This is a genomic window from Microvirga rosea (assembly GCF_020595095.1).
GTDB lineage: Bacteria > Pseudomonadota > Alphaproteobacteria > Rhizobiales > Beijerinckiaceae > Microvirga > Microvirga rosea.
On record NZ_JAJDOP010000003.1, the window covers coordinates 148,078 to 171,322 of the forward strand.

The 23,245-nt window shown below is 62.5% G+C and carries 16 protein-coding genes; 11 read left to right on the forward strand and 5 right to left on the reverse strand.

The features are described from left to right. The first annotated feature begins 402 nt into the window (after positions 1-402). The 3 genes from LJD17_RS08720 to prfB all read left to right on the forward strand — a co-directional run bounded on the left by LJD17_RS08720 (position 403) and on the right by prfB (position 5,512). Positions 403-1,680, forward strand: coding sequence for an N-acetylmuramoyl-L-alanine amidase (locus LJD17_RS08720; RefSeq protein ID WP_227383792.1), 1,278 nt, complete (start codon positions 403-405; stop codon positions 1,678-1,680). A gap of 147 nt (positions 1,681-1,827) precedes the next feature. Further along, positions 1,828-4,248, forward strand: coding sequence for a penicillin-binding protein 1A (locus LJD17_RS08725; protein ID WP_227383793.1), 2,421 nt, complete (start codon positions 1,828-1,830; stop codon positions 4,246-4,248). 135 nt (positions 4,249-4,383) lie between these two features. After that, positions 4,384-5,512 (forward strand): peptide chain release factor 2 gene (gene prfB, locus LJD17_RS08730; RefSeq protein WP_227383794.1). Its coding sequence is split into 2 segments (ribosomal slippage): positions 4,384-4,452 and positions 4,454-5,512, totalling 1,128 coding nucleotides; the frame shifts between segments, so codons are not numbered across the junction. Between the two features lie 58 nt (positions 5,513-5,570). On the opposite strand, the gene LJD17_RS08735 is transcribed toward prfB, so the two are convergent. Continuing rightward, positions 5,571-6,035, reverse strand: coding sequence for a peroxiredoxin (locus tag LJD17_RS08735; RefSeq protein ID WP_227383795.1), 465 nt, complete (start codon positions 6,033-6,035; stop codon positions 5,571-5,573). A gap of 153 nt (positions 6,036-6,188) precedes the next feature. Here LJD17_RS08735 and LJD17_RS08740 point away from each other — a divergent pair, with 153 nt between their 5' ends. Further along, entirely contained in the window at positions 6,189-9,662 is a 3,474-nt protein-coding gene (locus tag LJD17_RS08740) for a DUF3971 domain-containing protein (protein WP_227383796.1), read from the forward strand. A 6-nt stretch (positions 9,663-9,668) separates the two neighbouring features. Here LJD17_RS08740 and tyrS read toward each other — a convergent pair whose 3' ends face one another. Further along, on the reverse strand, positions 9,669-10,931 hold the full coding sequence (gene tyrS, locus LJD17_RS08745) for a tyrosine--tRNA ligase (RefSeq protein WP_227383797.1): 1,263 nt from the start codon (positions 10,929-10,931) through the stop codon (positions 9,669-9,671). Between the two features lie 302 nt (positions 10,932-11,233). Here tyrS and LJD17_RS08750 point away from each other — a divergent pair, with 302 nt between their 5' ends. Next, positions 11,234-13,390 (forward strand): M10 family metallopeptidase, encoded by a 2,157-nt coding sequence (locus tag LJD17_RS08750; protein ID WP_227383798.1) that lies wholly within the window; start codon positions 11,234-11,236, stop codon positions 13,388-13,390. Positions 13,391-13,472: 82 nt separating this feature from the next. Here the strand turns inward: LJD17_RS08750 and LJD17_RS08755 are convergent, their stop codons facing one another. Then, the gene (locus LJD17_RS08755; RefSeq protein ID WP_227383799.1) at positions 13,473-14,126 is read right to left on the reverse strand and encodes an alpha/beta hydrolase; all 654 of its coding nucleotides are present in this window, start codon (positions 14,124-14,126) and stop codon (positions 13,473-13,475) included. Positions 14,127-14,360: 234 nt separating this feature from the next. Here LJD17_RS08755 and LJD17_RS08760 point away from each other — a divergent pair, with 234 nt between their 5' ends. From LJD17_RS08760 to LJD17_RS08785, 6 genes are all read left to right on the forward strand, one after another. Further along, positions 14,361-15,530: a cysteine desulfurase family protein gene (locus LJD17_RS08760; RefSeq protein WP_227383800.1), complete on the forward strand. Its 1,170-nt coding sequence runs from the start codon at positions 14,361-14,363 to the stop codon at positions 15,528-15,530. A 68-nt stretch (positions 15,531-15,598) separates the two neighbouring features. Then, positions 15,599-17,071 (forward strand): Fe-S cluster assembly protein SufB, encoded by a 1,473-nt coding sequence (gene sufB, locus LJD17_RS08765; RefSeq protein ID WP_227383801.1) that lies wholly within the window; start codon positions 15,599-15,601, stop codon positions 17,069-17,071. 113 nt (positions 17,072-17,184) lie between these two features. Further along, positions 17,185-17,937: a Fe-S cluster assembly ATPase SufC gene (sufC, locus tag LJD17_RS08770; RefSeq protein ID WP_227383802.1), complete on the forward strand. Its 753-nt coding sequence runs from the start codon at positions 17,185-17,187 to the stop codon at positions 17,935-17,937. A 1-nt stretch (position 17,938) separates the two neighbouring features. Continuing rightward, positions 17,939-19,252: a Fe-S cluster assembly protein SufD gene (gene sufD / locus LJD17_RS08775; RefSeq protein ID WP_227383803.1), complete on the forward strand. Its 1,314-nt coding sequence runs from the start codon at positions 17,939-17,941 to the stop codon at positions 19,250-19,252. A 103-nt stretch (positions 19,253-19,355) separates the two neighbouring features. Next, positions 19,356-20,591: a cysteine desulfurase gene (locus tag LJD17_RS08780; RefSeq protein ID WP_227383804.1), complete on the forward strand. Its 1,236-nt coding sequence runs from the start codon at positions 19,356-19,358 to the stop codon at positions 20,589-20,591. A 96-nt stretch (positions 20,592-20,687) separates the two neighbouring features. Next, positions 20,688-20,984, forward strand: coding sequence for an SUF system Fe-S cluster assembly protein (locus LJD17_RS08785; protein WP_227384285.1), 297 nt, complete (start codon positions 20,688-20,690; stop codon positions 20,982-20,984). 10 nt (positions 20,985-20,994) lie between these two features. Here the strand turns inward: LJD17_RS08785 and aac(6') are convergent, their stop codons facing one another. Together aac(6') and ybaL are read right to left on the reverse strand one after the other, a co-directional pair. Then, a complete protein-coding gene (aac(6'), locus tag LJD17_RS08790) occupies positions 20,995-21,465 on the reverse strand; it encodes an aminoglycoside 6'-N-acetyltransferase (protein ID WP_227383805.1) in 471 nt (156 codons plus the stop codon). Further along, complete coding sequence (gene ybaL, locus LJD17_RS08795) at positions 21,462-23,207, reverse strand: YbaL family putative K(+) efflux transporter (RefSeq protein ID WP_227383806.1); 1,746 nt, start codon at positions 23,205-23,207, stop codon at positions 21,462-21,464. Before ybaL ends, aac(6') begins: the two co-directional genes overlap by 4 nt. Positions 23,208-23,245 lie beyond the last annotated feature (38 nt).

Sequence of the window (23,245 nt, forward strand, 5' to 3'; positions counted from 1 at the left end):
GCTCGCGCGCATCAAACGGTGCCGTGACGAGAGTCAGAACTGACTTCGCTTGCGCAACCATTCAACGACGGCCCTTTCGAAATCGATGTGCCAGTTTGGACTGACCACCGGACATAAAAGGCGAAAATCTCGCCATCTGAGCCTGTCCGTGAGCCTGTCGAGGATGGCGGAGGGGTCCAGTGGACCGGTCAACACAACCGTCCCCACGGACTCCCCGCCAGAATCGGCCATGCCGGACGGGATCCCCATCATTACAGATTGAACTATGCGTTTGGCAAGGTGTTGAGACACTGTGCCATCCCTGCAACAGTGGCGCAACAATGCTGCCGGGATGGTGAGCCTTCATTAACGAAGTCCGGAGTATGGAGTACGAGGGGCGCTCGAACTCAGCTGTCGGATGCAATGCTTTTAACGCGCTTCACACGCCTTGTCGGGTTTCTGGCCTTGGCTTTTTGGGCCGGGCTCGATGTCGCTTGGGCGGCCGGACCGTCCCCGCAGCACGCCAGTCATCCACAGGCCAACGGGGCCGTGATCGCCGCGGACATCGCTCTCGAAGCCGAAGCGGGACGAACCCGGTTCAAGATCACACTCTCCCGAGACGTTACCGTCCAGACCCACGTGATGGAGCGTCCCGATCGGTTGATCGTCGACCTCCCCGAAGTGTCCTTTCATCTGCCGCCTGACGTAGGCCGGAAGGCCGGAGGGCTCATTTCTTCCTACCGCTACGGTCTTTTCGCCCCTGGCCGATCCCGGGTCGTGATGGATCTCGCCCAGCCGGCCGTGGTGTCGGGGATCCGGACGGAACCGAGCGCGCTGAGCGGCGCCGTCGTGCTGATCATCGAGCTCACGAAGGCGGATCGGGACGATTTTCGCAAGGCCGCGGCTCTCAATGCGGCGGGCGCGACGGAGAATGCCGCTGCGGAGGTCAAGTCGACCCAAAGCAAATCCGCCCAGGGGGCGAAGGACAATCGACCCGTCATCGTGATCGATCCCGGCCATGGCGGCATCGATCCGGGGGCGAATGCCCTGACGGGCGCCGTCGAGAAGGATATCGTTCTCTCCTTTGCCCGGACCTTGAAGAAGAAGCTCGAGGCGCGGGGGCAATATCGGGTCGTGATGACCCGGGACACGGACGTGTTTATCGCTCTCGGCGATCGGGTGCGGGCAGCCAGGGCCGCCCATGCAGACCTGTTCATCTCGATCCATGCCGACTCCATTTCGGGCGGGCAGGAGGTTCGCGGGCTGACCGTCTATACCGGGTCGGAACGGGCGTCCGACGCCGATTCCGCCCAGCTGGCGGACCGGGAAAACAAGGCGGATGCGGTCGCAGGCGTCGAGGCTGGCGACGGCCCCGACGACGTGACGGACATCCTGCAGGACCTGACGTTGCGGGAAACGCGGAGCTTTTCCCACCGCTTCGCCGGCGGTCTGGTCGGAGAGCTCGAATCGATTGCGCGTCTGAACAAGAACGCTCGCCGGGAGGCCGGCTTCCGGGTGCTACGGGCCTACGACGTACCATCCGTTCTGGTGGAGCTTGGCTATCTGTCGAGCCGGCAGGACCTGGATCTGCTCATGTCCGAGGAATGGCGTGGAAAGGCTGTCTCGGCCATGACGGTCGCCGTGGACCGCTTTTTCGCTACGCGGCTCGCCCGCCAGGGTGCTGCCGCAGTTTTACCATAGAAACGGTGTGGATACCGATGGCGGGAGCGTGATTCCTCGGGTAACAGGGCGTCGAGGCCGAAAAGCCTCTGGGGTGCCCAGGATGAGGACTGCGTAGAAACTTGGGTGTGTGAGGCGCTGCAGGCGCCGGGAACGGAATACTTTCGGATGCGCTTCGTCCTACGATTTTTCGGATTTCTTTTCAGCGTTGGGGCGATCTTCTTCCTGATCGGTGCCGCTGGGCTCGCGTATGGCTACTGGTTCTTCTCCAAGGACCTGCCCGACCATGCCCAGCTCGCGAATTACGAACCGCCGGTCATGACCCGCGTTCACGCCGCGGACGGCAGTCTCATCGCCGAATATGCCCGCGAGCGCCGCCTTTATGTTCCGATCCAGGCCGTTCCCAAGCTTGTGATCGCGGGCTTCCTGTCGGCCGAGGACAAGAACTTCTACAAGCACGCCGGCATCGATCCCGAGGGCGTCGTCCGCGCGATCCTCGCCAACGTCCGCTCTGGCGGCAAGCGTGAGCAGGGCGCCTCGACCATTACCCAGCAGGTCGCGAAGAACTTCCTTCTCACCAACGAGCGGACTTATGAGCGTAAGGTCCGTGAGGCTCTTCTGGCCCTGAAGATCGAGTCGACCTTCCCCAAGGATAAGATCCTCGAGCTCTATCTCAACGAGATCTATCTCGGCCTCGGCAATTACGGCATCGCGGCGGCGGCCCTGAATTACTTCGGCAAGTCGGTCCACGAGCTCGGCATCGCCGAGGTCGCTTATCTTGCGGCCCTGCCGAAGGCGCCCAACAATTACCACCCGTTCCGTCAGCGTCAGGCAGCCCTCGAACGGCGGAACTGGGTCATCGACCGTATGGTCGACAACGGCTACATCACCCGCGAGGCGGCGGACGCGGCAAAGAAGGAACCGCTGAACGTCAATCCGCGCGTGGTTTCGCCCAACAGCATCGCCTCGGGCTATTTCGCCGAGGGCGTCCGCCGCGACATCGCGGAGCGGTACGGCGAAGAAAAGCTCTACGAGGGCGGTCTCGTCATCCGTGCGACCCTCGATCCGCAGATGCAGGCCATGGCGCGCAAGGCTCTCGTGGACGGCCTCGTCCGTTTCGACCAAGCCCGCGGCTGGCGGGGCGCGCAGCAGAAGATCGATCTGGCAGGCCGCGAATGGGGCTTGGCTCTCGCCGAAGTTCCATCCCTCGGCGACGTGCAGCCGTGGCGCATGGCCGTCGTCCTCGAGGTGTCCGGCGGCCGGGCCCGCATCGGTCTTCAGCCGAAAAAGGATGCTGCCGGCCGGGTGGTTCAGGAGCGTGAGGCAGGCGTCATTACGGCGGAAGGGGTCAAGTGGACCCGCCGCAGCGTCGATAAGGCCTTGTCTCCGGGCGACGTCGTCTATGTCGACCCCATCGAGGGTCGGGACGAGTACCGCCTGCGCCAGATCCCGGAGATTTCCGGCGCCATCGTCGCCATGGACCCTTATACCGGCCGCGTGATGGCGATGGTCGGAGGCTTCTCGTTCGATCAAAGCGAGTTCAACCGCGCCAACCAGGCGATGCGGCAGCCGGGCTCGTCGTTCAAGCCCATCGTGTACGCGACGGCTCTCGACAAGGGTTATACGCCGTCGAGCCAGATCCTGGACGCTCCTTTCGTTCTGGATATGGGGCCGGGGCAGGCCGCCTGGGCGCCCTCGAACTATGACGGCAAGTCCTCCGGTCTTCGGACCCTGCGCTACGGCATCGAGCACTCGAAGAACCTCATGACCGTCCGGCTGGCCAATGAAGTCGGCATGCCGGCCATCTCGGAGTACGCGCGTCGCTTTGGCGTTTACGACGACATGCTGCCGCTTCTCTCCATGTCCCTCGGAGCGGGCGAGACGACGGTGATGCGCATGACTGCCGCCTACTCCATGTTCGCCAACGGCGGGCGGCGCATCAAGCCGACCCTCATCGACCGTATCCAGGACCGGACGGGCCGGACGATCTACCGTCACGACGACCGCAAGTGCGAAGGCTGCGATTCCGATCGCTGGGACGGCAACGGACCGCCGAAGCTCGTCGACAACCGGGAGCAGGTTCTCGATCCCCTGACAGCCTATCAGATGACCTCGATCCTCGAAGGCGTCGTGCAGCGCGGAACCGCCCAGACCGTCAAGGCCGTCGGCAAGCCGCTCGCCGGAAAGACCGGCACGACCAATGACGCGAAGGACGTGTGGTTCGTCGGCTTCTCGCCCGACCTCGCCGTCGGCGTCTTCATCGGCTACGACAAGCCGCAATCCCTCGGAAACGCGGCAACCGCGGGCCAGTATGCGGCTCCGGTCTTCCGCGACTTCATGCAGATGGCCCTCAAGGACAAGCCCGCGACCCCGTTCCGGGTGCCGCCGGGCATCAAGCTGATCCGCGTGAACGCGTCCACCGGCACCCGCGCCGGCTCCGGGGAAAGCGGCGGCGTCATCGTCGAGGCGTTCAAGCCGGGGACCGGCCCGCCGGAATCCTACGTCCCGCCGGAGGCTGAAATTCCTCAGGCCGAAATCTCCCCCGAGGCCCAACGGGCCGTCGGGGTCGGGATTGGTGGATTGTACTGACCGGACCCAATCCCTAAATGGAAAGCAGCCGTCCGGGGGCGTCGAACCCGCGCCGCCCGGAAGGTTTCCTTTACACGCTGAAGCGGTGCCCCTAAGACACCGCCAGCCATCACCGCATGCAGATCAAGTGAGACAATGCGCGCCGAAATCGAGCATCTCGTAGAAGAGACCAAGCAGTCAGTCGGGCTGCTGAGGAGGCATCTTTGACTGGGATAATGCCCAGCGACGCCTCGCGGAACTGAACGCCAACGCCGAGGATCCCAATTTCTGGAACGACGCGGACGCAGCGCAGAAAATCATGCGTGAGCGTACGAGCCTCGAGGACCAGATCACGGCGATCAAGCGCCTGGAGCAGGAACTCGAGGACGCCATCACCCTCATCGAACTCGGCGAGGCCGAGGGTGATGAGGGGACGGTCAAAGAAGGCGAGGACGCGATCCGCGGCCTTCAGGCGGAGGCGGCGCGGCGCCAGGTCGAAACCCTCCTTTCGGGAGAGGCCGACGAGAACGACACCTATCTCGAAGTCCATTCCGGGGCCGGCGGCACGGAAAGCCAGGATTGGGCCAACATGCTCCAGCGCATGTATGCCCGCTGGGCCGAGCGCCGTAAGTACAAGGTCGAGCTTCTCGAGGTCACGGACGGAGAAGAGGCGGGCATCAAGAGCGCCACCCTGCTCATTAAGGGACATAATGCCTATGGCTGGCTGAAGACCGAGTCCGGCGTTCACCGGCTCGTGCGCATCTCCCCTTACGATTCGAACGCGCGCCGGCATACGAGCTTCGCGTCCGTTTGGGTGTATCCGGTGGTGGACGACCGCATCAACATCGAGATCAAGGAATCCGATTGCCGGATCGACACGTTTAGGTCATCGGGCGCGGGTGGCCAGCACGTGAACACGACCGACTCGGCCGTCCGTATCACGCATATCCCGAGCGGCATCGTCGTCGCCTGCCAGCAGGAGCGCTCGCAGCACAAGAACCGGGCCACGGCCTGGAACATGCTTCGCGCTCGCCTCTACGAGGCCGAGTTGAAGAAGCGTGAGGAAAAGGCGAATGCGGAAGCTGCGGCCAAGACCGATATCGGCTGGGGCCACCAGATCCGGTCCTACGTGCTGCAGCCCTACCAGATGGTGAAGGATCTGCGCACCGGCACACAGTCGACCAGTCCTCAGGACGTGCTCGACGGTGATCTGGATCCCTTCATGGAAGCCTCCCTCGCGCAGCGGGTCTATGGAGGCGGAGCCGAGGTCGAGGATATCGACTGACGGGCGAAACCCGGAGGCTGCCTCCTAAAGCAGCCTCTTTGCGCACCGCGCTCGGCTTTCAGAGCGCCTTGGCAGCCGCAAGGACCTCTTCCGCATGGCCCGGGACCTTCACCTTGGGCCAGATCTGCGCGATCTTGCCGTCCCGGTCGATGAGGATCGTCGTGCGCTCGACGCCCATGTACTTACGGCCGTACATGCTCTTTTCCACCCACACCCCGTAAGCCTGGAGCATGGCCTTTTCCTCATCGGAGGCGAGGGGGAATTCCAGCCCGTACTTCGCCCGGAACTTGTCGTGGCTCTTGAGGCTGTCGGGCGAGACGCCGATGACTTCGGTATCCGTCGCGGCGAATTCCCTCCGCAGGGCCTGGAAGTTCTGAGCTTCAAGGGTGCAGCCGCTGGTATCGTCCTTGGGATAGAAATACAGCACCGCCTTGCGTCCCTTGAGGCTGTCGAGGCTGATTTGCCGTCCGTCTGTTCCAGGCAGGGAGAAAGATGGGGCTTGGGCTCCGGTGGTGATCGTCATCGCTCGCCTTCCTTTCGACCGAATGTGATGTTTGGAGACGCCGCACGATTGGTTGCAAGAGATAGTCGCGACCGGCGCATAAGAGGGTTAAGGTCCCCTTTGATTCCTGCATCGCGACGAGAGTTCAAGACCTGATCGGCCGACAACAACAATATGAAGCCATTTCTTCGCACCAGATCGCCCCGGCCGCAGCCGGCCAAACGGAGCGCCATTCGGCGGGTGCTCCGTGGCGCTCTCTATCTGAAGCTTGGCCTTCTTGTTTTCGTCTGCATTGCCTTGGGCATCCTCTACATGCGTTTGTCGGCCGGGCCGCTGAACTTCGGACGGTTGCCCGAGCGCGTGGCGGAAGCCCTGGCCGCCAGGATCGGCCCCGGCTGGACAGTGACGCTGCGTAATACAGCGCTCGGCCTCGAGGGCGGCTCTCCCGTGCTGATGACGAACGGGCTTGATATCCGAGCACCCGACGGAGCCCTCGTCCTGCGGGCGCCTACCGCTCTGGTGAGCGTGGACGGAGTCTCGCTGCTGGCCGGAAACCTGCAACCGCGGTCGATCGAGCTGCGCGATCTGCAAATGCGTGTCCTTGTGAACCGCGATGGCTCCCTGACCTTCAGTTCCGTGCCATCTGCGGAGGCCGGCGACAATCCTGCCCCGACACCCTCCGCAGCCAGCCGACCCCCGGAAGTCGCGGCCTCACCGTCTCATGCCACGCCCGGCGCTTCGCCTGTTTCAGGGGTGGTCGGATCGCTGTTCGACCTGATCGTCGGGCAGCAGAGCGTCCTCAGTGCCCTCGACCGGGCTCAGGTGACGAACGCGCGCTTGATGTTCATCGACGCGGACGGCCGTCAGCGGGGGACGTTCGATCGGTTCGACGCAACTTTCGACTGGGCGGAAAGCGGCGGGCGTCACTTCTCGGCGGCCGTCGAAGGCCCGAAGGGCCCTTGGCAGCTCAGCGGCGATGCGGTGATCGAAGGACGGGGTACCTATCGCGCGTCGGTGATCGCCGATAACGCTCCGATCCAGGACATTCTGCTCCTGACCGGCCAGTCGGCCCTGCCTGCCACGACCGACCTCGAGTTCTCCGGACGCGTGGACGCCGCTTACGCGGAGGGTCGGGTGACGGAGCTGAAAGCCAAGCTCGACAGCAATGCGGGCTTTGTCCAAATCGACGACAAGGATACGTCGCCGCTTACGGTCGAACATACCACCATCGAAGCTTCCTGGGACGAGAAGGCGCGGGCGCTGGAGCTTCCTCGACTGGAGCTCACCGGCGGAGGCAATCACGTGCAGCTGCAAGGGCGCTTGCAGACCGCTATCCCGGCGGAGGGCTGGCATCTGTCCCTCGGCGGACGGGATTTGACCTTGTCGGGTGCGGCTGATGGTGACGCTCCCGTCAAAGTCGGATCCTTGGCGGCCGAACTGTCGGGGCCCGACGGGGTCAACCTCAGGAGCATCAAGCTCGACGGGCCGAATCTTTCGGCCGAAATCAGCGGATTGCTTGGGGCCTCCGCCGATCCTCATGGGTTGAAGATCGACGTTCGCGCGGCGAAAACCGACGTGCGGACGGCGATACGGATCTGGCCGGAAGCGGTCGCGCCTCCCGTTCGCAAATTCCTCAAGGCGAATCTGAAGGGCGGCGTTCTGGACAGTTTCGGCCTCAAGGTGTCGATGACGGGGGACGATATCGTCAAGGCGGTTTCCGGCGGTCCGATCCCTGACGGCTCCGTCGCCATCGCCTTCACCATCGCGAACGGTACGCTCAAGGCTGCCGAGGGTTTGCCGCCCGTCGTGGGGATGGGCGTGACCGGCCAGGTGACCGGCACGCGCGTGCTGCTCCAGGCTCCGACCGGACGGATCGACCTGCCGGGGGACCGCAGCCTTGCTGCGTCCGAGGGTGCCTTCCGGCTCGACAATTACTGGGACGACAACGCCCTTGCGAAGATCGACTTCCGATTGGCCGGCAATGCTGATGGTCTCGGCGCCTTGTTGCAGACGCCCCTTGTCCACGAAATCGCGGGTTTTGACGTCGATCCGGCAACGATGAAGGGCAAGACCGACCTGCGGGTCGGCATCGGCCTTGCGGTCAACCGGGTGCCGGCCATCGCCGATCTCCCCCTGACCGTATCGGGAACCATCACCGATTTCAGCATCGACAAGATTTTCGGGAAGGACCGCCTGGACAACGCCAACCTGAGCATTGCCTACGACAGGGGCAACCTGGCCATCAAAGGCGATGGGAAAATGGGCGGCAGTCAAACGTCCATCGATGTCCACAAGACTCCGCAGGGCGGCGAAGCGAATGTGGCGTTCACATTGGACGAGGCAGCCCGGGCGAAGCGTGGAGTATCGTTCGGCTCGCAGCTCACGGGCCCTCTGGCGCTCAAGGCCAGCATGCCGTTGGGCGAAGCGTCCAAGCAGGGCATCCGTATCGAGGCCGATCTGACGAAAGCAGGGGTGGACCAACTGATCCCCGGGTGGGTCAAACCCCCGGGACGGCCTGGAAAGCTGTCCTTCGTCATGATGGACGGACCGGCTCCCGAAATACGCGATCTGCAGCTTGACGCCGGTACCGTGCAGATCCACGGCAGCGCCCTGTTGTCCGGCGAAGGTGGACTGGACAAGGCCGACCTGCCGGTCTTCCGGCTCTCGCCGGGCGATGACATGCGCGCGCAGATCGATCGCGTGAACGGGACCTACAAGGTGGTCATTCGCGGCAATGTCGGCGATGCGCGTCCGTTTTCGAAGGCAATGGCATCCTCCCCCGCGCCGGCTGGACGAAACGGTTCGGCCGGTCAGCGGGACGTGAAGGATTTCGATCTCGACGTGATGCTCAACATCTTGGCGGGTTACAACAGCGAAGCGATCACGAATGTGTCTCTCAAAGTGTCCGTGCGCAAGGACAATATCCGCCAGCTCGACGTCAAGGGCCGGCTCGGCGCGAGCGACATCGTGGCCAAGACCCTCAGTCAGGCTGCGATGGGTCCGACCATCGTGCTGCAGGCCCAGGACGCGGGATCGCTCCTGCGCTTTCTCGACATCTATAAGCGCATGGTCGGCGGAGACCTCATCCTACAGATGTCCGCTGGCGACGGGCCTCAATCGGGAATGCTGACATTGAGGGATTTCGCTCTCAAGAACGAGCCCGCGCTGCGGCGGATCATCCCGACGCAGACCCAGATGGTGGCGGGACAGGACAAGGCGGGCAATCCGCAGACGGTCCGCGTGGACGTGAATGAGGTGGCCTTTACAAAGGCGCGCGTGGATTTCACCCGCAACGGCGGCCGCCTCGACTTCAAGGATGCGGCGATTTTTGGAAACCAGGTCGGTTTCACGCTCGGCGGCTATATCGACAATGCCCGCGAGCGAATGGACATTTCGGGCACGTTCGTGCCCGCCTACGGCCTCAACAACGCTTTCGCCCAGGTCCCGTTGTTCGGCCCATTGCTCGGGGGCGGGCAGTATGAGGGGCTCTTCGCCGTGAACTTCCGGGTGTCCGGCCCCAGCGATGCGCCGAACCTCACGGTAAATCCACTGTCAGCGGTCGCTCCGGGATTCTTGCGCAAGCTCTTTGGAGCCGGCGGGAGCGGGGAAGCGCAGGCGGCCGATGCACCCGCGCCTCCGGAACGTTGAGAACGGTCAGACCGCTCGGAGCAGAACGTGCTTCTTCTTTCCGAACGAGAGCTTGATCACGCCTTCCGCCGTCATGTCCGACAGTTTGAGGATGCCGTTCTCGTCGGTAACCGTCTGATCGTTGACCTTGAGGCCGCCGCTCTTCACCTGGCGCCGCGCTTCGCTGGTTGACGGAACGAGCTTGGCATAGGTCGGGCCGAACGCGGTGAGGATGCCGAGGCCGTCCGCCAGCGACGCGGAAGGGATCTCGATCGTCGGCAGACTTTCCGCAAGCGCGCCTTGCTCAAAGGTCTTGAGTGCCGTCTCGGCAGCGCGCTCCGCAGCCTCGCGTCCATGGATGAGCGCGGTGGCCTCCGTCGCCAGGACTTTCTTCGCCTCGTTGATGTCGGCCCCTTGAAGAGCCGAGAGCTGCGCAATCTCATCGAGAGGAAGGATCGTGAAAAGCTTCAGAAACCGACCTACATCCGCGTCCTCGGTGTTGCGCCAGAACTGCCAGTAATCGTACGGGCTGAGCAGATCCGCATTGAGCCATACCGCGCCGGATGCAGTCTTGCCCATCTTCGCGCCGGAGGAGGTGGTGAGAAGCGGGCACGTGATGGCGAACAGCTGCGACGTTCCAAGGCGACGGCCGAGATCGATGCCGTTGACGATGTTGCCCCACTGATCCGATCCGCCCATCTGCAGAATGCACCCGTAGCGCTTGTGCAGCTCCACGAAATCGTAGGCCTGGAGGATCATGTAGTTGAATTCGAGGAACGACAGCTCGTGCTCGCGCTCAAGGCGCAGCTTCACGCTGTCGAAGGACAGCATGCGATTGACGGAGAAATGGCGGCCCACGTCGCGCAGGAAGTCGATGTAGTTGAGCTTCGTCAGCCATTCGGCGTTGTCGACCATGCTCGCATCGCGCACGCCGTCGCCGAACTGGATCAGGCGCGAGAAGACGCCCTTCAGGCTCTCCTTGTTCTGATCGATCTGCTCGGGGGTCAGAAGCTTGCGGCTCTCGTCCTTGCCGGACGGATCGCCGACCCGGGTCGTGCCGCCGCCCATGAGAGTGATGGGCTTGCCGGCGCCGGTCTTTTGAAGCCAGTGGAGCATCATGATCGACAAGAGATGGCCGACATGAAGCGAAGGCCCGGTGCAGTCATAGCCCACATAGGTCGTGAGGCGGCCTTCCAACGCAGCCTCATCGACGCCCTGGAAATCGGACGTTTGATGGATAAAGCCGCGTTCGGTCAGAACCTTCATGAATTCCGATTTCGGCGCGTTCATCGCTTGTCTCATTCTTGAAATGTGATGGTGTCAGCAAGCCTCTATCAGGTTCACGCAGTCATTTCATCACCTACGTTTGCAACGTAAAGTAGAATTTCAGATGTGCCGCCACGCACGTCCCTAAGCTTGACAAGAACGCTTCCGACCTCAACTATGTAATTACGTTTCATTAACCAAGGGGGCGACTCATGTGCTATCTATGTCTCTCGAAAGAGAAGCTCGCATCATGGTCGAGTTTCGATCACGGCACGTCCTCCGATGTCGCGTCTGCGCTAAACTGGCTGCAGCAAGCGAACTCCGACATGTCCCAGTCCTTCGGGGAAGGCGCGCAGGATCCATACGGCATGTATGCGGGCATGGCGGCGGGCGCCCCGGTGTGGCAGAACCCGGTGAACTGGATCAAGGGACAGGTCACGGACCTTTATAACAACGTCTATGACTGGGCGTCGGACAACGTATCCCGCGCGCCCATCGGCATCTTCTCCATTCTGGCTTCCGCCGCTCCAACCGCGATCGGCGGCGTCAAGTTCAACATTCCGACAGGGGTGGATAAGGACGTTCTCGGCATCATGTCGGGTTCTCAATGGAGCGGCGGCACCATCACCTACAGCCTGCCCGACTCCCGGTCGGACTATCAGCTGATCAACCCGAGCGCGGGCGGATACCGGCCGTTGACCTTCGAAACCGAGCAGGCGGTAAGGTATGCTCTGGAGGGCTATAGCCCTTATGCGGGCGGCCCGAAGATGGGCCTGTCTTCCGTGGAGGGGGTCACCGCGCTTTCGCTCGATTACGCCGGCCGTAATGGTGGAACGCTCCAGGTTTCCGGCTTCGACGCGGGCAGCATGATCAATCGCAGCCACGGCTATTACCCGGGTGTGCCGATCTATGGCGGCGACGTGTGGCTGGAGCTGAACAGCGGCAAGCCGGGAACGTATAGCTACATGGTCGTCCTGCACGAGCTCGGCCACTCGCTCGGCCTCAAGCACTCGCACGATTCCGGCGGTTACCTCCCGGCGATGAGCAAGCTGCATGACTCGCCCGAATATACGGTCATGTCCTACACGAGCATGTGGGATAATCCTCAAACCTACATGCAGTATGACATCGCTGCGCTTCAGGAGATGTATGGCGCTGATTTCGCCACGAACAGCACCAACACCGTATACAAATGGTCCCCGGAAACAGGTGAGGCGTTCGTGAACGGAGTCGGGCAGGGCGCTCCGGTCACCAACAAGATCTTCATGACGATCTGGGATGGTGGCGGAAACGACACTTACGATGTGTCGAACTACAGCGAAAACGCGCTTATCGACCTCTCGCCCGGCGGATTTATCAAATTCTCTCAGGCTCAGCTTGGGATAAAAACCTCGACGTCATACGTCAACGGCAACGTCTACAACGCCTTCCAATATCACGGGGATCCGCGGTCCCTGATCGAGAACGCGGTCGCCGGTTCCGGCAACGATACGATCAAGGGCAACACGGGCGACAACGTCCTGACGGGCAACGCCGGGAACGATGGCATAACGGGCGCGGCCGGCAACGACACCCTTCTCGGCGGTGATGGAAACGATTGGCTCGATGGTGGCGTCGGACGGGATCTCATGAACGGCGGCGACGGCTGGGACATGGTCTCGTATGTCGGCACCTCCAGCTCGCTGGGCGGCGTGACCGTTGACCTCACGACGAACCAGAACAGCGGGGCGGCCGCCGGGGACTACCTCATGGATATCGAGGCCCTGCAGGGGACCAATGCAGGCGACGTGCTGATTGGCGTCTACCGTGGAAATGGAAACGGAGCCGAACTCTACGGCGAGGCGGGCAACGACTACCTCACCGGCAAGGCGGGCGGCGATCGCCTCTATGGCGGTGCCGGCAACGATTGGCTCGACGGCGGGGCCGCAGGTGACCTGCTGGACGGCGGAGCGGGCTGGGACATGGTCTCCTACTCCGGCATGTCCTCCGGCGTGGTCGTCAACATGACCACCAATCAAAATGGCGGTGCCGCCGCTGGCGACACGCTGGTCGGCATCGAGGTTGTCCAGGGCACGAATGCAGGCGATACCATCACCGGTATCGACTTTGGATCCGGCAATGGCGTTCAGCTTCATGGCGAAGGTGGCAACGATGTCCTGACCGGTAAGGGCGGCGGAGATTATCTCTATGGCGGCGCCGGCAATGACACGCTCGATGGCGCTGGAGGCAGCAACGTGTTGTGGGGTGGGGCCGGTCGTGACCTGTTCCGCGTCACGAGTTCGGGCGGCACAACCACCATCGGCGACTTCACGTCGGATGAGCAGATTGCCCTTTATGGCAGCCCCTTCGCGGACTTCACGTCCGTCCGGGCCGCAGCGGTTCAAAGCGGAAGCGATGTCGTCATCGCGAAGAATGGCTTCCACTTGGTGTTGAACAGCTTCACGGTTTCGTCTCTGGCTGCCGACGACTTCGCCTTCGTATAAATAGGGGCGCTCATTCAAAAAAATGGCAGGTCCTACCTCGGGACCTGCCATTTTTTTGTTTTGGCGTAAGGCTCCGGGCGTGTCAGGCCGCTTCCGCAGTCCCCAGACGCTTGTCGAGATAGGCATCGACCGAAACCATGAGTTCCTCGATCTTCCCGTCGAAGAAGTGGTTGGCGCCCTCGACAACCGCGTGCTCGAGCTTGACGCCCTTTTGGGTCTTCACCTTCTCGATCACGCTGACCACGTCCTTCACCGGAGCGACGCGGTCTTCCGAGCCATGGACGAACAAGCCGGAGGATGGGCAGGGAGCCAGGAACGAGAAATCGTAGCGGTTTGCCATGGCGGCGATCGAGATGAATCCTTCGATCTCGGGACGGCGCATGAGAAGCTGCATGCCGATCCAGGCTCCGAACGACACCCCGGCGATCCAGCAGGCCCGGGCATCCGGGTTCATGGCCTGCGCCCAGTCGAGCGCGGCGGCCGCATCCGACAATTCGCCCTGGCCGTGATCGAAGGCCCCCTGGCTCCGGCCGACACCGCGGAAGTTGAAGCGAAGAACCGAGAACCCCCTGTTCAGGAAATCATAGTACAGGTTGTACACGATCTGATTGTTCATCGTGCCACCGAATTGCGGGTGCGGGTGAAGCACGATGGCGATGGGGGCACCCTTCTGCTTGGCTTGCTGGTAGCGGCCTTCGATGCGACCAGCGGGACCCGTAAAGACGACCTCAGGCATTTATGCGAACCTCTCAACCGGCCTCTCACTGAAGAAGAGGGACGTCCTTCAGCCTTGACTTCAGGCCCCGGATTTCGGTAAAATCTTTAGAACGTTTCTAAAGTGTAATTGTATTCTCTAGAGGTTGCGACGTTCCGTCTGTTGGCCGCGCAAGCCCAAAGAGAATGTGGTTGCGGTGCTTTAGCATAGCAACCGGGGGCAATTGCAAGACATTCGTGCAGTTTGGCGATCAGGATGGCACCGCATCGACGCATCTACCTCGACTATAATGCCACTTCCCCGGTTCGGACCGAAGTGGCGGATGAGGTCGTGCGCGCGCTTCAGCTCCCAGGAAATGCTTCCTCCGTTCATGCGGAAGGGCGGGCTGCGCGAACCGAAATCGAGCGCGCCCGGGAAAAGGTTGCCCGCCTCGTCGGCGCCAAGGCGAAAAACACCATCTTCACGAGCGGTGGGACGGAGGCCAGCAACATGGTTCTCTCGCCGTCCTTCCATCGCCTGGGCCAGGCGGGTTCGACCCGTCTCCTGATCGGCGCAACCGAACATCCCTGCGGTCTCAGCGGTCACCGGTTTCCGGCCGATGCGGTGGAGACGATCCCCGTGACGGAGGCTGGCCTCATCGACATCGATTGGCTCAGCCAACGCCTTGAGCAAGCGGGCGAGACGGTTCTAGTGTCGGTTCAGGTCGCGAACAACGAAACCGGAGTTCTCCAGCCGGTCGGCGAAATCGCCGCCCTGGTGCGCCGGCATGGCGGCCTGTTTCACGCGGATGCGGTTCAGGCCGCCGGCAAGATCCCTGTCGACATCATGGCTCTCGGGGTCGATGCTTTGTCGCTCTCCGCCCATAAGATCGGAGGGCCGAAGGGCGTCGGAGCCCTGATTCTCGCCTCGGACCAGCTCGAGGTCGCGGACCGGCTGATCCGTGGGGGCGGCCAGGAAAAAGGTCATCGGGCGGGAACCGAGAACGTGGCCGCCATAGCCGGATTCGGAAGGGCGGCTGAAATAGCCCAGGAAGAGCTCGCCCAGGAGGCTGCCCGGCTCGTGGCGTTGCGTGACGAGGCGCAGGCCCGTGTTGTGGCTATCGCGTCCGATGCCGTGGTCATTGCGGAAGCGGCTGAGCGGTTGCCCAACACCTTCGCTTTTGCCATACCCGGCCTGAAGGCTGAAACCGCCTTGATTGCCTTCGACCTTGAGGGAATTGCCCTGTCTTCGGGCTCGGCCTGTTCCTCCGGCAAGGTCCGGCGGTCGCATGTCCTCGACGCCATGGGGGTTTCCCCAACGCTGGCGGAAGGGGTGCTGCGTGTCAGTTTGGGGTGGAAGACTGAAAAAGACGACGTGATCCGCTTCGCGGAGGCGTGCGAAAGGGTAGTCAGTACCCTATATAAGCGGAGGGCAAGCGCAGCCTGAACGGCGACGCTTGCATTTCCATGTCATCAACCCGCGGCCCTTGAAGCCGTGAGCGGTGGGAGAGACAAATGCCTGCAGTGCAGGAGACGATCGATCAGGTCCGATCGATCGACGTCGACCAATATAAGTACGGCTTCGAAACCGAAGTCGAAATGGAGAAGGCCCCGAAGGGCCTGTCAGAGGATGTCATCCGGTTCATCTCGGCCAAGAAGGGCGAGCCTGAATGGATGCTCCAATGGCGCCTGGATGCCTATAAGCGTTGGCTTACCATGAAGGAGCCGAACTGGGCGCGGGTGTCGTACGACAAGATCCGTTATAACGACATTTATTATTACGCGGCGCCGAAGAATAATCCTGCGCCGAAATCCCTCGACGAGGTGGATCCGGAGATTCTCAAGACCTATGAGAAGCTCGGCATTCCTCTGCGCGAGCAGGAGATTCTCGCCGGGGTCGAGCCACGGAACCGGGTCGCGGTGGATGCGGTGTTCGATTCCGTGTCCGTCGCCACGACCTTCAAGGAAGAGCTGAAGAAGGCCGGTGTGATCTTCATGCCGATTTCCGAAGCGATCCGCGAATATCCGGATCTGGTGCGCCAGTATCTCGGGTCCGTCGTTCCGGTGACCGACAACTTCTTCGCCACCTTGAATTCCGCTGTTTTCACGGATGGTTCGTTCGTCTACGTGCCGCCGGGTGTCCGCTGCCCGATGGAGCTGTCGACCTATTTCCGGATCAACGAGAAGAATACGGGTCAGTTCGAACGCACGCTGATCATCGCCGACAAGGGCTCCTACGTCTCGTATCTCGAAGGCTGCACGGCTCCCAAGCGGGACGAGAACCAGCTCCATGCCGCCGTGGTCGAACTCGTCGCCCTCGACGATGCCGAGATCAAGTACTCGACGGTTCAGAACTGGTATCCGGGGGATGCGGAGGGCCGGGGCGGCATCTACAACTTCGTGACCAAGCGCGGCGATTGCCGCGGGCGCAATTCGGTCATCACCTGGACCCAGGTGGAAACCGGCTCTGCCATCACCTGGAAATACCCGTCCTGTATTCTGCGCGGCGACAATTCCCGCGGCGAGTTCTACTCGATCGCCGTGTCGAACGGCATGCAGCAGGTCGATTCCGGCACGAAGATGATCCATCTCGGCAAGAACACCACGAGCCGGATCATCTCGAAGGGCATCGCGGCGGGCAAGTCCGAGAACACCTACCGGGGGCTCGTCTCCGCTCACCGCAAGGCGACGGGCGCGCGCAACTTCACGAACTGCGACTCGCTCCTGATCGGCAACCAGTGCGGTGCGCACACGGTGCCGTACATCGAGTCGAAGAACGCAAGTGCCGTGTTCGAGCACGAGGCGACGACGTCCAAGATTTCCGAAGACCAGATGTTCTATTGCCTGCAGCGCGGCCTCTCCGAAGAGGAAGCGACGGCGCTGATCGTCAATGGCTTCGTGAAGGATGTGTTGCAGCAGCTGCCCATGGAGTTCGCGGTCGAGGCTCAGAAGCTCATTTCGATCTCGCTCGAAGGCTCGGTCGGTTAACCCAAAGAACAGGATGCGGATGCCCGGGCTCGATCCGGGCATGACGTGGAACCCATCAGGCCCGTCACGGCTGGACGCGATTCAGCCATCCGCCTCAACAACGGAATACTCAGATGCTCGAAATCAAGAATCTCGTGGTCCAGATCGAGGACAAGCGGATCCTCAACGGCCTCGACCTGACCGTGAACAACGGCGAAGTCGCTGCCATCATGGGACCCAACGGCTCCGGCAAGTCGACCCTGTCCTATGTGATCGCCGGCAAGGAGGATTATGAAGTCCTCGACGGTGAAATCCTGCTCGACGGCCAGAACCTCCTGGAAATGGAGCCGGATCAGCGCGCGGCCGCCGGTGTCTTCCTGGCCTTCCAGTACCCGCTGGAAATTCCGGGGGTCGCCTCGATGACGTTCCTCAAGGCGGCGATCAACGCGCAGCGCAAGGCCCGGGGCGAGGGTGAACTGACCACCCCGGACTTCATCAAGCGCGTGAACGCCGCAGCGGGCCAGCTCGAAATCCCGAAGGACATGCTCAAGCGCGCCCTCAACGTCGGCTTCTCCGGCGGTGAAAAGAAGCGCATGGAGATTCTGCAGATGGCGCTGCTCCAGCCGACCTTCTGCATCCTGGACGAAACCGATTCCGGCCTCGATATCGATGCTTTGCGCATTGTGTCGGAGGGCGTGAACGCGCTTCGCTCGGCCGACCGGTCGTTCCTCGTGATCACGCACTATCAGCGGCTGCTCAATCATATCGTGCCGGATACGGTGCATGTGATGTCGTCCGGGCGGATCGTGAAGTCCGGCGGCAAGGAACTGGCCCTCGAGCTCGAAGCCAATGGCTACGCCGATTACCGGGAAAGCGAGGCCGCCTGACATGGCCGACGTCACTCTCATGAAGACACCCGCCGAAACAGGGCTGGTGCAGGCGTTCGAAAGCGCCAAGACGCTTCTGCCGGGCAATGCCGAATCCCGCGCCAAGGCTTTCGAGCAGTTCAATCTCCGCGGGCTGCCGCACCGGCGCGTCGAGGAGTTCAAGTATACCGATCTTCGCGCTTTGATGCGCGAGGCCGCCCCGTTCGCGGGCACGCCGTCTGCGGTGCAGGCGAAGGAAGCCCTTGCCGGCGCGAAAGCCTTGGCCGGAGTATCGGCGCTGCAGGTTCCGTTCGTGAACGGACACTTCATGCGCGATGCGGTCAGGTTCGATGCCCTTCCGGAAGGAGTGGAGATCGTTCCGCTGGCCGAGGCTCTCGCCAGCGGTCACGACTGGCTGGCCCGGTTGAGCCCGATCCCGTGGGCCGCCGACAATCCGGTCTATCAGCTCAATACATCCTTCATGGCGGATGGGGTGATGCTGAGGATCGCCGGTCCTGTCGAGACACCCATTCACCTGCGCTTCGTCACCTCGGAGACTTCCGCGGTCGCAACCGCGACCCGGGTGCTCGTTCTTGTGGAGGACCGGGCCTCGGTCACCCTGCTCGAGACCCATGAAAGCGGAAACGGCACCGGGCATCAGCCCAACGACGTGGTCGAAATCATCGCGGGCGACGAGACGAATGTCCGGCATGTCCGCATGAACGCGGAAGGCGACCAGGCGCTCGCGCTCTCGACGCTTGCCGTCAAGATGGGAACCGAGGCGCAGCTCACCAGCATCAACGTTGTGGTCGGCTCTGCGGTCTCCCGGCACCAGGTCTTCGCCAACTTCGATGGCGAAAACGCCCGGGCGCAGATCAACGGCGCCACCATGGTCAAGGGACGTCAGCACGCGGATTCGACCCTCGTCGTCGAGCATGCCGCTCCCAACTGCGAAAGCCGCGAGCTGTTCAAGACCGTCATCGATGACGAAGCGACCGGTGTGTTCCAGGGCAAGATCATCGTGCCCCATCACGCGCAGAAGACCGACGGCCGGATGATGTCGGCCGCGCTTCTGCTTGCCGACGGCGGCAGCATGAACAACAAGCCGGAACTCGAAATCTTCGCGGACGACGTGCAGTGCGCCCACGGCGCCACCTGCGGTCAGCTCGACGAGGACCTCCTGTTCTATCTCATGGCGCGCGGACTGCCGAAGAAGGAGGCCGAAAGCCTCCTGGTTCAGGCATTCCTCGGTGAAGCCATCGAGTTCGTCGAGAACGATACCGTGCGTGACGCGCTTACGGCCACCGTCGAAGGATGGTTGCGGGCTCGTTCCTGAGGTTCATGGGAAAAGGCCGGATGAACAGGTCCGGCCGTCCCCGTCCTGCCATGCCCGTCCGGGCCTGATGCCCCGGAAGCAGGACGGCGGAGGAAGGTCAGCGATGAACATTCAAGCAAAGCTTTACGACGTCGAAGCCGTCCGTGCCCAGTTTCCGATCCTGTCGCAGCAGGTCTATGGGAAGCCGCTCGTCTATCTCGATAACGCGGCCTCCGCCCAGAAGCCGCGAGCGGTGATCGACGCCATGGTGAACACTATGGAAACCGGCTATGCCAACGTTCATCGCGGGTTGCACTTCATGGCGAATGCGGCAACCGAGTCGTTCGAGCGCGCGCGAGAGACGGTCCGCAGCTTCCTGAACGCGGAGTCGATAGACGAAATCGTCTTCACCAAATCCGCGACGGAGGCCTACAACCTCGTTGCGGACTCCTTCGGCCGCATGGCGATCGGGGAGGGGGACGAGATCATCCTCTCCATCATGGAGCACCATTCGAACATCGTGCCCTGGCATTTCCTCCGGGAACGCAAGGGGGCGGTCATCAAATGGGCCCCGGTGGACGAGGAGGGCAACTTCCTGCTCGAAGAGTATGAAAAGCTCTTCTCGCCCCGGACCAAGATCGTCGCGATCACCCACATGTCGAACGTGCTCGGCACCATCACGCCCATGAAGGAGATCATCCGGATCGCCCATGGACACGGGGTTCCGGTTCTGGTCGACGGGGCTCAAGGGGCAGTCCATCTCGATGTGGACGTGCGGGATCTCGACGCCGATTTCTACGTGCTGACCGGCCACAAGGTCTATGGCCCGACGGGAATTGGAGTCCTGTACGGCAAGAAGGAGCTTCTGGCCCAGATGCCCCCCTACCAGGGCGGCGGCGAGATGATCCGTGAAGTGACCCGGGAAGGGATCACCTATAACGATCCTCCTCACCGCTTCGAGGCGGGGACGCCTGCGATCATCGAGGCTGTGGGACTGGACGCTGCTCTGCGCTTCATGATGGAGCTGGGCCGCGACAATATTCGGGCCCATGAGGCGGCTTTGTCGGACTATGCCCACCAGAGGCTCGGCGCCATCAACTCGCTTCGGATCTATGGCAAGGCCAAAGGCAAGGGAGCGATCATCGCTTTCGATATGAAGGGCGCCCATGCCCACGATATCGCCACGGTCATCGATCGCCAGGGCGTGGCCGTACGGGCGGGCACGCACTGCGCCATGCCCCTGCTCGAGCGCTTCGGCGCGACCGCGACATGCCGCGCGTCATTCGGGCTCTACAACACACTGGAAGAAGTCGATAAACTGGTAGAAGCCTTGCAAAAGGCCGAAGCCCTGTTCGCGTGAGGATTGCCTGTGAACGACCTGACACCGATCAATGACGCGCCCAATGCGCCGCAGGTGGCCCCCGGCAGCGGGATCCCGCCCGAGGAACTCGACCGGATGACGGACGACATCGTGGCTGCCCTCAAGACCGTGTACGACCCGGAAATTCCGGCCGACATCTACGAACTGGGCCTCATCTACCGGGTCGATATCGATGACGATCGCAACGTCAAGATCGACATGACTCTGACGGCCCCCGGCTGCCCCGTGGCCGGCGAGATGCCCGGATGGGTTGAGAACGCCGTGGCGACTGTGCAGGGCGTTCAGAGCGTGAGCGTCAGCATGGTCTTCGATCCTCCGTGGGATCAAAGCCGTATGTCGGACGAGGCACGCGTCGCCCTCGACATGTGGTGAGCCGCAGGACCTAAGGTTTCGAGGCCCTTAAGGGCTTCCTGAAGTAGACGACTCGCTCCGTCTCCTCGAATCCCAGCTGTTTGTGCATGTCGTGCGACGCGGTATTGGTCAGTTCCGCGTCCGACGCGAACTCCTGGCAGTTCTGTTCCAGCGCCCAGGCTTCGGCGGCGGCGACCAGGCGCGCGGCAATTCCCCTGCGTCGATGGGACGGGTCGACATAGATGCCTTCCAGGAAAGCCACAGGAGACGACACGCAGCCATTGACGTAATCGCGGCGGAGGGAAACCTCGGCAAAGCCGATCGGCTCTTCTCCGGTCAGGGCCAGAAAAGCGACGCTGTCGACGGCTGAAAGGCTCTCCTCGACTTCAGCCCGGTGTTCTTCCTCCGCTCCGTCCGGCCAAAGCGCCGCTCGAAGCCGGGCCCATGCATCCAAGTGCGTCGACTGGGGCGGTGCGATTCGAATGGTGTCGCTTGCGCTCATTCCGCAGCGGGCCCCGCGACTTCTTGCGCTCTCATGTCGTTTTCCACCGTCTTAGGCCGGTCCGGCGCCGTCGGCGGCCGGGCCGGAATACTGTCCGCGAGGGCGCGGCCGATTTCTTCCTTGCCCAGCATCACGCGTGTTGCGCCCAGCCGCGCCAAGTGCTCGCGCTCCGCGTCGGAATGGCCCCGCGCGATGATCGGCAGGAGAGGGTTGATGGCCCGCGCCTGCTCGACGATCTGGCCGCTTTCGAACGTATCCGGGATCGCAATCAGCAGGCAGCGCGCAGCTCCGATATTCGCGGCAGCGGCGACGCTCGGATCGGCAGCGTTTCCGGCGATGACGGAAATACCGTCATGGCGCAGCTTGGCGACCCTGTCGTCGTTGTTCTCGATCACCAGGTAGGGCAGACCCGCTTCCCGGAGCTTGGCGGCGACGAACTGGCCCACCTGCCCGTGACCGACCACGACCACGTGATCGGTCAGCGATGTTCGAGGAAGAGTATCCTCCGCCGCATCGGGCGCGGCCGTCGGCTCGACCGCGGGCGCAGGCTTCTTGGTCTCGTACCGAGCGACCCACTTGTCGAGAAGGGTGAACAGGAACGGGTTGACGAGAATGGACAGGATCGCCCCGGCGAGGACGAGGTCCCGGCCCCGTTCGGGAAGGATCTGAAGATCGACCCCTAACCCCGCGAGGATGAACGAAAATTCTCCAATCTGCGCGAGGCTTGCCGCAATGGTGAGAGCCGTGCCGCGCGGGTGGCCGAACAATCGCACGATAACCAGGGCGGCGAGCGATTTGCCAACGACGATAATGAACAAGGTCGCCAGAACGGGGCCGAGATCCCGGATCAGAATCGTCGGGTCGAACAGCATGCCGACGGAAATGAAAAAGAGCACCGCGAAGGCGTCACGCAGCGGGAGCGACTCGGAGGCCGCCCTGTGGCTGAGCTCGGATTCGCTCAAGACCATCCCGGCGAAGAATGCTCCGAGAGCAAAGGACACGCCGAAGAGGACAGCCGCCCCGTATGCGACGCCCAAAGCGATGGCGAGGACGCAGAGGCGGAAGAGTTCGCGGGAGCCCGTGTGGGCAACGAAGTGAAGAATCCAGGGAATGACTCGCCGCCCGACGATCAGCATGATCGCCACGAAGGCCGCGACCTTGCCGAGGGTGATCGCCAAGGACAGGACGATGGACGAGGGGTCCGAGGGCGTATCGGACAGTGCCTTGGCGATTGCCGGCAACAGAACGAGCGTCAGGACCATGGCCAGGTCCTCGACGATGAGCCATCCGACGGCGATATGGCCCCGTTCCGTCTCGACCAGCCGCCGCTCCTGAAGGGCTCGCAGAAGAACCACCGTACTGGCGACCGAAAGTGCCAAGCCGAACACGATCCCCGCGCCGATCGGCCAACCGAGCGACCACGCCAGCCCCATGCCCAGAAGAGTCGCGAGGGTGATCTGTACGATGGCTCCCGGAATGGCGATTGCCTTGACGGACAGAAGATCCTTCAGGGAAAAATGAAGGCCGACGCCGAACATCAGAAGAATGACGCCGATCTCGGCAAGCTCGTTGGCCAAGCTCTGATTGGCCACATAGCCGGGAGTGAACGGCCCGACCAGAACGCCGGCGAGCAGGTAGCCGACAAGCGGGGAGATCCGGAAGCGATGCGCGACTGCACCGAGGATGAATGCCAGCACAAGGCCGACCACAATGGTGGAAATCAGCGGTGTGTGATGCGGCATCGGCTCTCCTTCTGGTGGGTGCACCCCTTAGATTAGAT

What these genes read in the sequence shown, in the direction of transcription:
- LJD17_RS08720 (WP_227383792.1), top strand. Translation starts at nt 403, where the DNA reads ATGCTTTTAACGCGCTTCACACGCCTTGTCGGGTTTCTGGCCTTGGCT.
- LJD17_RS08725 (WP_227383793.1), top strand. Translation starts at nt 1,828, where the DNA reads ATGCGCTTCGTCCTACGATTTTTCGGATTTCTTTTCAGCGTTGGGGCG.
- LJD17_RS08735 (WP_227383795.1), bottom strand. Translation starts at nt 6,035, where the DNA reads ATGACGATCACCACCGGAGCCCAAGCCCCATCTTTCTCCCTGCCTGGA.
- LJD17_RS08740 (WP_227383796.1), top strand. Translation starts at nt 6,189, where the DNA reads ATGAAGCCATTTCTTCGCACCAGATCGCCCCGGCCGCAGCCGGCCAAA.
- tyrS (WP_227383797.1), bottom strand. Translation starts at nt 10,931, where the DNA reads ATGAACGCGCCGAAATCGGAATTCATGAAGGTTCTGACCGAACGCGGC.
- LJD17_RS08750 (WP_227383798.1), top strand. Translation starts at nt 11,234, where the DNA reads ATGTCCCAGTCCTTCGGGGAAGGCGCGCAGGATCCATACGGCATGTAT.
- LJD17_RS08755 (WP_227383799.1), bottom strand. Translation starts at nt 14,126, where the DNA reads ATGCCTGAGGTCGTCTTTACGGGTCCCGCTGGTCGCATCGAAGGCCGC.
- LJD17_RS08760 (WP_227383800.1), top strand. Translation starts at nt 14,361, where the DNA reads ATGGCACCGCATCGACGCATCTACCTCGACTATAATGCCACTTCCCCG.
- sufB (WP_227383801.1), top strand. Translation starts at nt 15,599, where the DNA reads ATGCCTGCAGTGCAGGAGACGATCGATCAGGTCCGATCGATCGACGTC.
- sufC (WP_227383802.1), top strand. Translation starts at nt 17,185, where the DNA reads ATGCTCGAAATCAAGAATCTCGTGGTCCAGATCGAGGACAAGCGGATC.
- sufD (WP_227383803.1), top strand. Translation starts at nt 17,939, where the DNA reads ATGGCCGACGTCACTCTCATGAAGACACCCGCCGAAACAGGGCTGGTG.
- LJD17_RS08780 (WP_227383804.1), top strand. Translation starts at nt 19,356, where the DNA reads ATGAACATTCAAGCAAAGCTTTACGACGTCGAAGCCGTCCGTGCCCAG.
- LJD17_RS08785 (WP_227384285.1), top strand. Translation starts at nt 20,688, where the DNA reads ATGACGGACGACATCGTGGCTGCCCTCAAGACCGTGTACGACCCGGAA.
- ybaL (WP_227383806.1), bottom strand. Translation starts at nt 23,207, where the DNA reads ATGCCGCATCACACACCGCTGATTTCCACCATTGTGGTCGGCCTTGTG.